Annotated in this window: 7 protein-coding genes; all 7 read right to left on the reverse strand. The window is 35.9% G+C overall.

The window, feature by feature from the left end:
• Positions 1 to 223 precede the first annotated feature (223 nt).
• On the reverse strand, positions 224 to 1,249 hold the full coding sequence (locus tag Q0998_RS00750; RefSeq protein ID WP_299664832.1) for a DUF5627 domain-containing protein: 1,026 nt from the start codon (positions 1,247 to 1,249) through the stop codon (positions 224 to 226).
• 32 nt (positions 1,250 to 1,281) lie between these two features.
• On the reverse strand, positions 1,282 to 2,973 hold the full coding sequence (locus Q0998_RS00755) for a RagB/SusD family nutrient uptake outer membrane protein (RefSeq protein WP_299664835.1): 1,692 nt from the start codon (positions 2,971 to 2,973) through the stop codon (positions 1,282 to 1,284).
• Positions 2,974 to 2,989: 16 nt separating this feature from the next.
• The gene (locus Q0998_RS00760) at positions 2,990 to 5,854 is read right to left on the reverse strand and encodes a SusC/RagA family TonB-linked outer membrane protein (RefSeq protein WP_299664837.1); all 2,865 of its coding nucleotides are present in this window, start codon (positions 5,852 to 5,854) and stop codon (positions 2,990 to 2,992) included.
• Positions 5,855 to 5,897: 43 nt separating this feature from the next.
• The gene (locus Q0998_RS00765) at positions 5,898 to 7,667 is read right to left on the reverse strand and encodes a RagB/SusD family nutrient uptake outer membrane protein (protein ID WP_299664840.1); all 1,770 of its coding nucleotides are present in this window, start codon (positions 7,665 to 7,667) and stop codon (positions 5,898 to 5,900) included.
• An 11-nt stretch (positions 7,668 to 7,678) separates the two neighbouring features.
• Positions 7,679 to 10,825 (reverse strand): SusC/RagA family TonB-linked outer membrane protein, encoded by a 3,147-nt coding sequence (locus Q0998_RS00770; RefSeq protein ID WP_299664843.1) that lies wholly within the window; start codon positions 10,823 to 10,825, stop codon positions 7,679 to 7,681.
• Between the two features lie 333 nt (positions 10,826 to 11,158).
• On the reverse strand, positions 11,159 to 13,705 hold the full coding sequence (locus Q0998_RS00775) for a glycoside hydrolase family 2 protein (RefSeq protein ID WP_299664845.1): 2,547 nt from the start codon (positions 13,703 to 13,705) through the stop codon (positions 11,159 to 11,161).
• 189 nt (positions 13,706 to 13,894) lie between these two features.
• Positions 13,895 to 15,469 (reverse strand): sulfatase-like hydrolase/transferase, encoded by a 1,575-nt coding sequence (locus Q0998_RS00780; RefSeq protein WP_299664847.1) that lies wholly within the window; start codon positions 15,467 to 15,469, stop codon positions 13,895 to 13,897.
• Between the last annotated feature and the right edge of the window lie 116 nt (positions 15,470 to 15,585).

Here is a 15,585-nt window from a genome sequence, read left to right on the forward strand (position 1 = left end):
TATTTAATCTGGATTCTCCTTTACAGTTATATTTGTAACAAACAAAAAAGAATATTTTTTATAATTATAATAAATAATTTTACACCTTTTAAATAAACTAGTTATGTTAAGATTAAAATTTTAAATCTAAGTTCTAAGTATTCTAAAAAAATTTAATCTATATAAAATAACGCCTCCTAAAAATTTAAAGAGGCATTTTTTACTAAAGCTAAGACTATTAAATTTATGGGACTATAACGGGTGTAAAGGTTTCAACACCTACTCCTCTATCTCTCATAACAATAGTGTCTTTTACAACATACTTTTTTCCTGTATTTCCAGTTATATTATAATCTAGATAAATAGCATCTCTACTTATTCCACCCCAGGCATCACCAGCTTCAACAAACGTTGCGGATCCAGTAACTGAAAAATCAGAATTGGTTGTTTCTGTTATAACAGCTGTATCTCCAGTAAAATTTAACTCAAACTCTACATCTCCAGGACTGCCAGAAGATTCTCTTACAGGTGTTTTACCAAGTGCTTTAGTTAAAGATATAGTAGACAGACTCCATAATTCGTCAGTAACCACATAAGGAGATCTATATTCAATTCTTTCAATTTCATTGTTCATATCATCATATAAAATTGATAAACCTCTTCTTAAATAAATACCATCAAAACGATTAATATACTTTATTGCAAATAGGGTAAAATCTTTAGGGGTAATTACCCAATCGCTTGCAATATGTGGGTTTGGATCTGCTACATCTGGAAGTCCTACTAACAAAGAATCTGTGGTGGTTTCAGTTATTCTAAGTGGTATAACATAGCTGGTTTTAATTGCGTCTGGATCGTTAAAAAAGTCATCTTTTAATTGAACTTCAATTTTTCCTGCAAAAGAGCCAGAAGGAACTGTTACCATAGATGTCTCACTTAACTCGTAATAATTAGGAGGTAAAATTTTAATACTATTTCCATCTGATGTTTCTATATTTTGCGCAAGACTATTATCAATAGTAAAACTAACATTATAGTCTTGCTTACTATTATACAATCCGCCTACTAGAGTACTTATAACAAACTTCCCTTGATTATCATTTGAATTATCAAACAGATCATTTCCTAAAACAAGTGTTCTTACAGGGTATTGGTAAGGGAAATAGGTAGTAGATCCTGCAAAGTCCTCAAACTCTTGATCTTCATTAGAGCATGCGATTAGCAGTATAAGGCTAAGTGTTACACTAATATTAAATATATATTTTTTCATATTTATTTTGATTTTTTATTGGTCTTATAAGCTTACCATCCTTGATTTTGAATAATTTTACTTGTAGTTAGAATCTCCTGCTGTGGAATAGGCCCATATATCATAAAACTCTTATAATTTCTAGCTTCTACATCGAATATTGTATAATCCGATCCATTAATACTTATGCCCTGAGCGGGTTCGTTTAACTTAGATAAATCATACTTCCATCTTCTAATATCCCAAAAACGAAAACCTTCAAAAGAAAGTTCTATCCTTCGCTCATTCCTAACCATCTCTCTAAAACCATTCTGATCCAGAGAGGCAAGATACAGGTCGGGTTGGTCTATCCCCCCTCTTTCCCTGATAGCTTGAAGGACTTCTCTGGCAGAAAAACCATAGGTTCCAGAGTTGTCCGGGCCATTTGCCTCATTCATGGCCTCGGCGTAATTTAAAAAGACCTCGGTATATCTCAAATAGGTATCCCAATGACTTGCGGTATTATTGATGTTAGGGGAGATATCGAGGGTCTCGATAAGGAGTTTTTTCAAATAATAGCCCGTGATGGTCGCCTCTGGGTTTTGCCCCAAACCATCGTTCGCATCATTCAGTGACGTATTTATCGATCTGCCATTCATATCATTTCCGTTGTAAATGATATATTCTTCCAAACGCGGATCTCTACCCGAATAGGGGTTGTTAGAATCGTACCCGCTAGCGGTATCGTCAATCGGATACCCATTCTTCATAGGAAATGCATCCACCAAATTTTGGGTAGGGTTTATAATTCCATTTCCAAACAACGATGGCGGGTACTGCTGTTTTTCCCTGAAGTTGTTCAATCCCCAATTTCTACGCCATATGATATCCGGGTCGTCTTGATTCCTGTAGAACACATGTCCTGTGGCAGAGAGGATGCCCAATCCACCTCTATCGGATAGGAAATCTCCTGCCAAGTCTGCGGCTTGTTGCCAAAGAGCGGTACTGTTGGCGAGGTTGAATGCGGGACTGGCGGCCCATAGCGCCACTCTGGTCTTAAAGGCTCTTAATATATTGGCATTTATTCTATTAACATTCTGCTTTCCGAAAACAGCATCCCTTACTTCGCCGTCGCCCGTATCAATGTACTCGTCTGGAAGCAGCCGTATTGCCTCATCACAATCTTGTATGATGGCATCGATACATTCTTCAAAAGAATTACGGGGGAGGTTCCACTCGTCTTCCACCGTCAAAGGCTCAGTAAGAATAACAAATCCTTTTAGATTGTTATCTTTATCAATACCTGCATGACTTTGCAATAACATAAAATTATAAACAGCTCTCAACCCATATGCTTCTCCAGTATGTTTTTGCAAGAATAAGTCATTTCTTTCCTTACTTTTATAACTCCATTCTACATCTGCAACTATCTCAAGCATTTTGTTAATATAATATAATTGCTCATAAGCATAATCCCACCTAGATTGTGGGTTATATAATGCAGCCCATTCTCCAAGAGCCATTCTTGAAAAAGCATTACCCGTATTATTATTAACGGCATCATCTGTAGCAGCTTCATCGAATCGGTAGGATTCTAAAGCATTATAGGCATTCAGTAAAATTCCTTCTCCATACGTTGGATCTGTTAATAATATATCAGAAGATCTGCGATTATCTTCATCAGGTTCTAACATAGCCTCACAAGAACTGAAGACTAATGAAAGAATTATAATCCTGATGTAAATTAATTTAATATTTTTCATCATAGTCATTTGTTTAGTATTAAAGTTCTAGTTTCATTCCAAGAGCAAAATTTCTATTTTGCGGAGACAAGCTCCCTACATTCAATTGAATCTTATCTTTTATTTTAGAGACAACAAGTACATTTCTACCTCTAAGATATAAGCTAAGATTTTTTACATTCAATTTATCGATAAGCTGTTTAGAAAAGTCATAAGTCAGTTGGATTCTATTTAAATAAAAAGCATCCTCGTTGTGCATCCAAAAGGTTGAATTTCTAAAATTATTGGCATTTGCAACTGAAGATAATCTAGGGTGTGTAGCTGTATTCGCAGTTGCTGGTGTCCATCGTCCTTTTGCTTCCTCTGACCATTTATTGGTATTTCCAAAATTTGCATAATAGGAGTTATTGAAAAAAATACTAGAACCTGCTTGTCCAGTTCCTAAAGCAAAAAAACTGAGATTTTTGTACTTTAAAAGTAACTCAAGTCCATAACTGGTTCTAGGTACGGTATTGCTAACTTGTATTTGATCATCATTATCAATTATCCCGTTATTATCTTGATCTATGTATTTCAGGTCGCCGGGCTGTACATCGCCGAACTGTGGTACAGGAAGACTTGCCATAAGGGCTCCAGTAGAATCAAAATCGCTTTCCTTGTAGAACCCGTCATTCTCCAAAGTGAAAATAGCATCGCGGCTTCTGCCTTCCCTGTTCTGATAGTCATTGGCCCAAGCTTCGTCACGTGCTGTCGCTGTAGGTTTCGTATACATAAGGGTAAGGCCGAAATTGAAGGAGAAATCTCCTATGTTCTCTTGGACGACGACTTTTGTCTCCACACCATTGTACATATCGTCCACTATGTTGTTTACTGGTAAAAAACCTCCGAATAGACCACTGAGTGTATTGTTCTGAGTTCCTAGCAATCCTTGGTTCCAAATTTTGAAGTAATTTGCTTCCACACTCAAGTGATTGTTCAGGAACCATCCCTCCATTCCAATATTGATATCCGTTTTTTTCACATAGTCCAATGAGCGGTTGCCTACTATACTGTATTGTGTCAAAGGAGATGATCGTTGACCATCACCGTAGAAGAAATTGCCACCTTGCTGAAAGCTGTCCTCGTATAGATAGTAATTATTGTTCCCAAAACTTCTGTCAGTATTCAAAAGCCCGCCAGAAAGCCGAATCTTCAGGTAGTTGATCGTCTTGGAAAATTTTATAAAGCCCTCCTCACTGAGGACCCATCCCAGTCCGATAGTCGGAGAAAGCGCTCCCCTGTTCCCCTCTGCTAGGAATACAGAGTTCGTGTAGACACCGTTGAAGTCAATTATATAGCGATTTTTAAAGGAATACCCTAGATGCATTCCTATATGTGCCTGTTTCCTCCTATACAGCTCCCCCCCATTTTGATATTGGTTCATATAGCCGAGCACCATTGCCTCGACACCATGGCTTCCAAAATCCCTCTCGAATGAAAGATTCGCATATGCCCCCACCCTTTTCTGAAGATCCAGAGTTCCCACTCCGAGTACTCCTGTGTCGAGATCCTCACCGATTTTAGTGACAGAATAAGTGTCTTCGCTCAGAGGAAGGGCTTCTGCCTCGTCCGAAAGCCACTGGGCCTGATACACGGCGTATGTATTTTGCTGCGTCTCTTTATACTGGCTGTATTGATCGAAAGAGAAGGTGGTGTTGAATTTCAAGCCTTTTGTTATGAAGTCCAAATTAAAATTCAAACCTAAGTTCGATTGGATGGTACGCTGTACCGTCCTGTTATATCCTCTACGGAACATATCTCCGTATACGTTTACCTGATTGTCTATGCTTCTGCCGCCAAGAATAAAAGCACCATCTATTAATTTTGCACCCTCCAGAGCGGTAGGGTCGTCTACGTTTGCGGTAGGCAACAAAGGGTTGAAAAAGTAAGGGTGCAGTGAAGATGCATTATTCCAAAAGTTACCATTCGGTTGTGATGAGATATTGAAAATTGTATTGACGTCAAGAAACGCATCAATGAAGGAGTTTATCTTCAGATCGACATTTCCCCTTACATTGAAAACATTGCTCTTTGCCGACTCGCCCTCCCCGAGACTGAACAGCTCGTCACTTCCTCTCCAACCTAGATTGAGATAGTATTTGGTTGCATCGCCTCCACCATAGATCTCCCCGAACACATTGGTAAAACTCGTAAAACTCTTTAGATATTCAGGAGAATAGTAATCGATGTCTGGGTAACGAAAAGGATTTATGCCCGATGCGGTATTGTCAATAGTAGTCTGGCTAAATGAAGGGGACAGACCGTCATTGGCTCGTGCCTCGTTGTACAGTTTCATATAGTCAACGGCTCCTAGATAAGAGGGAAGGGAGACAGGGAATGCATAGCCTTGCTCTGCTACGAAATTAATGGCTTTTTTATGGTCTCTACCTCGCTTGGTCGTAATCAGGACGATACCGTTGTTTGCGTCTGTCCCGTACAGAACGCTGGCATGATTGTCTTTTAAAACAGTGATCTTATCTATTTCCTCTAATCTTAATGTATTTGTTGGTCTAGGAATTCCATCTACTATAACTAAGGCAGATCCTAATCCTCTTATATTATTATTTGATGTACCTGTAATACCTGCAACTCGACCTTTAATACCATCAAATACAAATCTGGTGTTGTCGAACTCTCTAATTTCATCTAAATTAACATACGATACCGATCCTGTAATAGATTCTTTTGTTAAGCTACTAAAAGGCAATGCTACAAGTTTATCATTTTTGTTGGTCATTACAATTGTAGAATCTACAATGCGCCCGTCTTTCTCCCTAATGTTGTTATCATTTGCTGACTGTGTAAACGCTGATGAGATAGAAAGCATCGAACATAGTAGCAATGTTATATTTTTATGTATATTCATAATATTTTGATATCTTGTTTTTATAATTCGTTGGCATACAGTTCTACCAGCCAGGATTCTGTGTCCATTCTGGATAAATAGATACCTGATCGACGGGAAAAGGCAACCAATAATGCTTTTGATCAAAAACTCTAGTTTTAATTAATCTTTTATTGAAAAAAGTATAGTTCTCGTCAAAGTCTAGTGCATACATTTCTTTATATTCAGGTAAATGGGCTACGTACCATCTTCTGATATCAAACCAACTTTCTCCTTCAAATGCTAGCTCAATTTTTCTTTCATTCCATATTCTTTCCCTAAAAACCTCTTTTGATGATAAAAACTTCGGGTTAACATTAGGCATAGTAGCTCTATTTCTAATTACGTTAATGGCGGCCACAGCCGTCATAGTAGCTCCATTTATCGCTGTAGGTACTACATTTGGTCCATAAACTTCATTTACAGCTTCAGCATACATTAAATAAACATCTGCAAGACGAATACGTGCAGTAGTATAGAATGCTCTTCTTTGGTACCATCCATCTAAATTGGTAAGTCCTATTGGATTCCATTTTCTCTGTCCATACCCAGTATCCGCATCTTTTGCCTTCTCTCTGCCACCTACATATAATTCTGCTCTTTTTGTCTGCTTGATACTAATAGAATCGTTATCTATAATTATGGACTCGTAAAATCTCGGATCCCTGTTTTTCCATGGGTTATTCGGGTCGTATCCAGAAGCTGGATCGTCTATAGGCAACCCGTTCGCCATTTCATAGTTCTCCACGAAATTGGCAGTAGGGGCATTATAGTTGTTACTTCCACCTACACTATTGAATACAGTAGACCTTTTTGTATTGAATGTATTGTTCTTATGAGCGGCACCCCAGATTTTTTCGCCAGTAGCAGCAGGAACTCCAAGATTCTTACTGTTTACAAAAAGATAGGAATAATCATCGAAATCATATAATCTATAATATCCTTCATTTACTAAGTTAAAAACCCCTACACATGCCGCAATGCATTTATTAAGGTAGTCGTTGTTATAAGTGGCAGATCCTTGTGATTCGAGATTCATCAACGGACTGCCAGCATAGAGGTAATTTTTAGCTAAAATCGCATATGCAGCACCTCTGGTCGCCATCGGCTCGTTAGCATCTCCTAAAGTTGCTTGTCCATATGGTGCCTCATTCCAGCTTTTAGGTAGTTTAGGTATGGCTTTTTCTAGGTCTTCCCCAATTTTATCTGCTGTCTGCTGGTAATTTAGTCTGGGGATAAAAAGATCATCATCTGGCTGTAAATATGTTTCTACATAGGGCATACCTCCAAACCAACTCGCAAATTCAAAATAGAACCAAGCTCTTAAAAAATAGCCTTGTGCTTCAATTACATTGCGCTCATCATCTGTTGCATCCACCATCAGATCCAAATTCGCCAGGATTTGGTTTGCACCCCTAACACCTCTCCACCCATGGGTCCAAACCCCACCTACCACAGGATTAGTTTTTTCACTATTATCAATTATAGGAGCTCTTGCACTATTTAATATATTAAAATAATCCCCATCATTACTAAAGCGATTCAAATCTGTTGCTGTTGACACCGTTTCATTGCCCCAGCACCAAGAACTTGCAAAAATAATATTCTTATAATCCATTATATAAGGATACAATCTGTTGGTAAAGCCTTGATAGTTATAAAAATTACTAAAAATATCTTCTTCGCTGATATCGGACTCGTCGATCTTGCTTAGGTACTCATCATCACAAGCTGTAAATATCAATATGATGCTAAAACAAGTTAGCACAATTCTATTATATATTATTTTTTTCATTTTACTAAATTTTAAAATTGAACATTTACACCAAAATTTACCCTTCTTGTATTAGGATACTGACCAAAGAAAAGGATATCTCCTCTTTCTTGGTCTGTAGGCAAGTCAGACCAGAACAACAAATTATTTCCGTTCATAAATAATCTCACTGAATTCATACCTAAAGCAGATTTAACCTTTTTACCCTTAAGAGTATATGCAATCTCAGCGGTTTTAAGCCTTAGATAGGACGCATCATATATAGGTTGCCTGCCTGTATAGGTATAATTAGAATTCAATCTAGGTGCAATTGTAGAAGCATTGGGATTGTCTGGCCACCAATAATCACTAAAAATATTATGTACTACATCATTATCTCCTGAAAACGGTCTTACTATATCTACCAGTCTACGAGAAACATTACTCACACCAAAAAACTGAACAAATGCAGAAAAACCTTTATATTCACCTCCCACAGAGAAACTAAGTGTTTTTTGAGGGTGGTTGGAGTACCCATAGGGCGCTTGATCTGCAAAATTTATAAGACCATCTCCGTTGTAATCGAGCAACATTAGGTCTCCAGGCAACTTGTCATTATTAAAATTATCTGTTTGTACAGAACCGTACAGGTCATCATAATTCTGTATGACCCCATGATCTATAATTTGTTTTATTTGATTGAGCGGGAAATCCTCTTGTTTTTGATTGTACGGCAACAATGGCGCATCTTCAATATATATTATTTTATCTTTTGCTTGGGTAAAAACTGCTTGAGCCCAATAATAAAGACCAGAAGGAGTCGTTTTTTTCAAATCCAACGTTAGCTCATAGCCTTCAGCCTCTGTTTTACCTAAATTCGCCGATATGGGATCTGCACCAAATAAAGCTGGCACCGTACGATTATCTCCTTTGATAAAAATTTTATCACGGTTTTCTTTCCATAAATCCAAACTTAAAGAAAGCGTGTTTTTAAGCACTCCTATTTCAACCCCTAGATTGTGCTTTGTCGAAATCTCCCATTGTACATTAGGATTTCCAATAACATCCTGCTCATAAAGAGGGTAAGGAGGACTGGCCGTAGCAAAAAAACCTCCAGTCAATTGCCCCAAATTGGCAATATTCCCATTAACTATTTGCCATCTATTCTCAAAAGCCCAACGGTCGCTACCATTATCAGAACCTACTTGCCCCCATGAATATCTTACCTTTAGTCTATCTAACCAATCATAATCCATAAACGACTCTTTATCAATATTCCAACCGACAGCTAAAGAAGGAAAAAAGCCTAATCGAAACCCTGGGCCGAACTTGTCAGTACCATTGTAGGAGCCATTGAACTCCAACAGGTACGTGTTCTTATAATCATATCTAACTCTTCCAGTTAAATCTTGCTGCCTATTTGGAAAAACGCTGCCTTTAGAGTTCTCAATCCTTCTAAACAAGATTAATGCATCTGTATGGTGTTTGCCAAACGACCTGTCATAACTGAGGTCCAACTGGTAGTCGAATCGTCTGACCAACTGCTTGGAGATACCATTGTTCTCTCCGGACACCTCATATGGGGCTACAATAAAATCATAATCATTAAGCCCGGTTGCCGGTAAGAAGAAAGTAGCTGATTGGCGCTCTTCGTCTGTTTGCGCATTTAAATATGCTATACCGTCTATATACTTGGAGAGATAGCTACCTCCAAAAGTTTCGGAGATATTCCGCCCCTCGGACCTGTACTGATTGTCCATTGATAGACGACCGCTGACAGAAAGTCCTTTTGTAATAAAATTAAGTTTCTGGGTTAAAGTAAAATCTGATGTCATTGTATAATCATTAACACGCTCGATACCTGAATTTCTCAAACTAGCAATAGGGTTCGTATAAAATGAAAATGACGGATTGAAACCATATACCCCATCTGGATACTTAACAGGAAAATAATTTGGCGGTAAGGTAAATACCCCAAGGTACAATTGGTTAGATGGGTAGGTTGATTGTTTTCTCATACCAACAATCCCAGCGAGGTTAACACTAAACTGTGTGGTATTTGAAATGTTGAAATCGAAATTACTTCTAAAATTAATTCTATCGTACGTAAAACCAGGATCATATGGTTTATCATTACTATCTCCAGATTTTAAAAGATCTGAATCATGCTGATACGAAATTGAACCAAAATATCTAACGGACTCTGTACCTCCGCTAATACCAAGATTGAGTCTATGGTTCCAAGCTACATCATTCAGCATTTCTTCCTGCCAATTAACATCAGGAAACAACCACTCATCATCGGACGTCAATCTATTTCTATATCTGTTTAAGATGCTATTTGGCGTATAACTCGACCATCCAGACGGATTATATCTTAAATCTCGCTCAATAGCCTTGTTCTTGTAATCAAGAGTATTATAAGAATTCATTGGTCTGAAAGCTCTTGACAGCCATTTAAAACCAGAATTATAGTTTGCTGTAAATTTCGGCTTTTCTGAAAATGAGCCTCTTTTTGTTGTCACTAGAATAACCCCATTACCCCCTTTAACTCCAAATACGGCAGTAGACGAGGCATCTTTTAAAACTGAAATTGTTTCAACATTGGCAGGATCTATATCGTTTAACGATCTTTCTACTCCATCTACTAAAATCAATGGGCTTGAGCCATTCCAACTTGTTTGTGCTCGTACAATAATATCTATCCTCTCATTTCCTGGTTGCCCAGTTGACTGAGCGACCTGGACACCAGGCAGTTGTCCTGATAACGCAAGTGCTAAATTTGTAGTAGCTCCTGTTCTTTCAAGAATCTCTCCAGTTGTTGTGCCTATTGCTCCAACAACACTTTCTTTCTTTTGTTTTCCATAACCTACAACAACTATTTCTCCTAATTGAGATATAGAAGTAATCATTTCAACATTAATTAAGCTACTTTCTCGTTTTACTTCATAAGAATAATTTTCAAATCCTAAGTACGAAAAATTTAAGATCTCACCTACATTTGCTTTGATTCTATACCTTCCATCAAAATCTGTTAATACTCCTCTATTTGTGCCTTTAACAATGATACTTACCCCTGGTAAATATTCGTTAGTTTCTTTATCTGTTACCGTTCCTGTAATATTAATTTCTTGAGCATTGACAATTAACCCAGATATAATAAAAAGAAAGACAAATAATAGTTTTAATTTTTTTTGCATAAAGTTTTAGTTGTCATTAATAAAGTTTAGCTAATATTTAACAGAACAAATCTACAGTAAAAGTAGAATATAAATAGATATTATTTTGCTTATCTTTTGTACAATATTACTATATTGTTAAATTTAAATTATTAAATACATTATAAATATCAACTAAAATAACAAATTCACTATTTAACAAGGTTTAAAAAATCAAAATCACAAATAACATCATTCTGATAGCATTTTGCTAAAATGATACAATATTGAACAAATTGGATGACCTAAACTTAAAAATCAGTTTATAATAAGAAAAGAATAGAATGATTTATAAATCAATTTTATAGATTAAAGCTAGTTGTTAATCCAATTAATTTTAAAATCTTCTATATTGTGATTTACTGAAATGTTACTGAGTGGAAGAAGTTTTACTTCGCCAGCAATAATATTTACAAAATTATCTTCCAATAATAATTTACTGCCGTTCTCATATTCGACCCAAACACCTATAGCGTGATTATCTGTTTTTAACTCTAAATAGGGTTTTCCTGCTTTTCTGATAATTCGAGTGCTTATATGCGCATTAAGAAGATTGACATTTTTAATACGATTTAACAATAGAGTCTCTTCTGTTATTACATTTTCTTGATTTATTAAGGCTATTTTTACAATAACATCCTCTCTTGAGCTTCCTTTTAGTATATTTTTATACTTAGCGTTTATAATTTGAGTAGTTGCCTGCTTATGTATTAATATGTTTTTCTTGATACTATTTATCAATTTACCATTCAAACTAAAAATAGATAATTCTACTCTCGACTGTATATTATTCAGTTCATCTGAAGCTACAAATATTTCCAATCTTTTTTGTTTGGGTTCTACAAACACAGCCACCTTTTTAAAAGCCCTTTTTAATTGATAATGCAATGGTTTCCAGTTTCCATAATAATCTATTCCCGACCAAGACGCCCCAGGCCAAACATCATTTAATTGCCAATACAGAGTACCCATACAAAAGGGGCTCTTTTTTCTGTGTTGCAAAACGGCAAATCTTATGGCATCTGCTTGCAAGTATTGGGACTTATAAATAAAATCTGAGTATGACGTTGATGGTGGATAGCTTGTTTGAATATAATTCTCTAAATGGTCAATACCTTTTTTCCAACCAGTTTTATATTGTTTAGAGTTTCCCCAACGAGTTCTGTAAATCATTGCATCAGAATATTTTTCTAAGTCCGCCGAATCTAGAACTTTCTGCATCGTATTTAAAGATGGAAAAGACTGAAAACCATATTCGCTCATAAATCTTCCAACATTATTTTTATACTCTTTAAAATCTCTACCTCCAGACCAAACTGACCAATAATGTAAATCGCCCATTGATTTTTCGTTTGGATTTATTCCTTTACCGAACGATGTTGGAGAACTGGGTATATAAAATTTTTCTGGATCGTACTTCTTAACAAGAGCTGGCAACATTTCTTCGAACATAAAATTATAATTCTTTCTTATTATGGGATATTTTTTCTCTAACTTTTTAAAACCTCCCCAATTATGAATTGCCGTTTCAATTTCGTTATTGCCACACCAAACTCCTATGGATGGATGATTACGCAATCGCTTTATATTTTCAATAGCTTCTTGCTTTACATTATCAACAAATTCCTTATCGCTAGGATATAATGTGCAGGCAAACATAAAGTCTTGCCAAACCACAAGCCCTAATTCATCACAGAGATTGTAAAATATATCGTTTTCATAGAATCCACCTCCCCAAACACGAATCATATTCATATTAGCATCTGCACATGATTTAATTAGGTGTTGATATTTTTCATCAGTCACTCGATTTAAAAATAAGTCTTGTGGAATGTAATTGCTTCCTTTTGCAAAAAAGGGAATGCCATTAACTTTAAAAAAGAAACTTCTGCCCATAGCATCTTTTTCTGCTACAACCTCAATATTTCTTAGCCCTATTTTCTCTGAGAACTTTTGAGTCTGGGTATTTGTTTTTACAGAAACATCAACTTGATACAATTTTTGATTACCCATTCCATTTGGCCACCATAATTCAGGATTTTCAATTTTAAAAGGGACGCTACAGGTATTTAAACCTTTCTGCAATGTTGTTGTTTCTGAAATTTCTACCCCTTCTACTATAATAGAGACTTTGGCTTCTACTGTTTCTAGGGAAGTTACTTCTAATATAATATTTAGGTTGGCTTCATCTTTAAGAAGTTCTTCTTGTTTTATCCAAATATTGGTTACTTTAGAATGATCCCAGGCACTCAATATTACATTTTTCCAAATACCACAAGAAACAAAACGAGGTCCCCAATCCCAGCCATACTGATATCCTGGTTTGCGTGTAAACATTGAAACCTGAATGTCTGATTGGTCATTTGGACTTGGAAATTTATAGGGTAAACTTTTATACTTTGCTAAAACATAAGTTATAGGCGAGTGGAAATAAACTCGTAATTCATTCTTTCCCTGCTTAAGAAACTCTTTTACATTAGCAGACCAACTCCTAAAAAAGTTGTTGGCTTCTATGATTAAATTATCGTTAAGATATACATCTCCATAGGTGTCTAGACCTTCAAAATTAATTTCTATAACATCTCTTAAAAGCACTTCGGGATCAATATTAAAAAATGTTTTATACTCCCAATCCTCATTTTCAATCCACTTCTGATGAGATTCGTTTAATCTATAATAAGGGGCTTCTATCTTTTTATTTTCCAATAAATCCAAATGCACATTGCCTGGCACTCTAGCAGACAACCATTTTTCAGTATCTGCCTGTCTAAAGAACCAACTCGCATCGGATAAATTTATTTGTTGCGAAAAAGATAAGTTACTTACCAATAGCAATAGTGAGGACAATTTATATAAATTCATATGAGGATGTTAATACCTTAAAGATTTGCAAAGAACCTTAGAAAAGAGAAATGATAAATTCTGGTAATAAACTTAGTACAAAAGGCAAACATTATATTACTACCTAGAAAAAGCTTAGAGTTTGAAATGGAAATACCATAAACTCACTAAAATTAATTGTCCATAAACCCAATTACACAGTGTCTTTAATTATTGATTTTTTTTAATTTCTAGTTCTTTCTTCATTCTTTCTAGCACTCCAGCATAATTAATATTGTAAGCGAGATTAGTTTCTTCACCTGGGTCATTTTGCATATCATAAAGATATTCGTTACCATTTAGGTATACACTATATTTATATCTCATACCACGAATCATATATTGCCCTTTTGCAGTTTCTTTTGTTATATACCCTAAGTTTGGAGCAGTACTCAACCGTTCGCAAATAGTATATTTTGGTGCTTCTGACAACGATTTTTTACCTGTAATAAAAGGAGCTAAATTTACACCATCTAAATCATCCGGAATTTTTTGCTTTGTAAAAGCAAGTATCGTAGGCATAAAATCCGCAATATTTACTGGGAACTTATATACCCTATTTTTCTTAACAGCTTTTGGGTACGATATAATATAAGGAATAGTTGCTACCTCATCGTAAAAAGCTTTTGTAGATTTCCATACCATTCTATGGGCACTTGACATATCTCCGTGATCTGCTGTAAAAAGAACAATAGTATTATCACGCTGCCCCGATTCTTCCAGCACTTTCATTAACCTACCAACTTGAGCATCGATTAACAAAACATTAGCTATATATATTCTCATAAATTCTTTTAACCCTACATCTCCCATCAAATCTACAGATATGGCCGCCCAATCATTATCAAAAAATTTTTCTCTTGAACTGTTCGGCGCAAATTTTATCTCATCCATATTTACATTTGAATAATATGGATCTGGAGCTACATTCGGGTCATGTGGCACATTAAAAGAAGCAGTTATAGAAAACGGTCTACCAGCATCTGTACACGCTTTTAATCGCTCTATAGCTTTATTTGCAGTTTTATACTCAAATGTGTTCTCTTCGGACATTAAAAGCCTACCCATTTTACCAAAATATTCTTCTGCCCATTCTCCTTTTCCACTTTCTACAATAGGTTTAACTGCCTTTTTGAATTCTTCGGTTTGCTCTACGGGCAAAGACCACCCTTGCCAGAACATATAACTTTCTTTGGGTTGTTGTTGAACTTTAGCAAAAAGTTCTTTCATATCCTCAGTATATTGAACATCTATGTTATACATATCGGGATAAGGATAATACGAACGATTGGGAACAGAATCCATAGGCACATTAGCCAGATGCCATTTCCCATAATGGTGTGTTGAATAGCCTGCTTTATTCAAAATCACATCAAAAGTGGTATCCGTGGGCTCTATAGCAGCCATTTCAGGTTTTCCCTCACCATATTGGTCAAAGTTACAATTGTGAGGAATCCCGTGATTGTGAGTGTATTTTCCAGTTACGAAAGAAGCTCTACTAGGCGAACAAAAAGGCGTAGAGCAATACCCAGCAGTAAACATAGCTCCTTCATTGGCAAGCTTGTCTATATGAGGTGTATTAATATACCCACCATAACAACTTAAAACTTGGGGATTAAGTTGATCGGTCATAATAACAAGAACATTCGTTTTCTGCCCAGTACTAATATCTTGTTCTTTTTTCCTATCAGATGAATTGCAACTTATTAAGCACACAATTGCCAAAAGCATAAAAAATCTATTCATTTTAAATTTTAATATTGATTAGGTAAATTTCAGAAAAACCAACATAGACACACTACAACAAATCTCCATATTAATACAATATTGCTTCAGAAAAATATAGTTTTGGTATATTAAGT

Source organism: uncultured Polaribacter sp. (genome assembly GCF_947501385.1).
In the GTDB taxonomy this organism is placed as follows: domain Bacteria; phylum Bacteroidota; class Bacteroidia; order Flavobacteriales; family Flavobacteriaceae; genus Polaribacter.

What these genes read in the sequence shown, in the direction of transcription:
- Q0998_RS00765 (WP_299664840.1), bottom strand. Translation starts at nt 7,667, where the DNA reads ATGAAAAAAATAATATATAATAGAATTGTGCTAACTTGTTTTAGCATC.
- Q0998_RS00760 (WP_299664837.1), bottom strand. Translation starts at nt 5,854, where the DNA reads ATGAATATACATAAAAATATAACATTGCTACTATGTTCGATGCTTTCT.
- Q0998_RS00770 (WP_299664843.1), bottom strand. Translation starts at nt 10,825, where the DNA reads ATGCAAAAAAAATTAAAACTATTATTTGTCTTTCTTTTTATTATATCT.
- Q0998_RS00755 (WP_299664835.1), bottom strand. Translation starts at nt 2,973, where the DNA reads ATGATGAAAAATATTAAATTAATTTACATCAGGATTATAATTCTTTCA.
- Q0998_RS00750 (WP_299664832.1), bottom strand. Translation starts at nt 1,249, where the DNA reads ATGAAAAAATATATATTTAATATTAGTGTAACACTTAGCCTTATACTG.
- Q0998_RS00775 (WP_299664845.1), bottom strand. Translation starts at nt 13,705, where the DNA reads ATGAATTTATATAAATTGTCCTCACTATTGCTATTGGTAAGTAACTTA.
- Q0998_RS00780 (WP_299664847.1), bottom strand. Translation starts at nt 15,469, where the DNA reads ATGAATAGATTTTTTATGCTTTTGGCAATTGTGTGCTTAATAAGTTGC.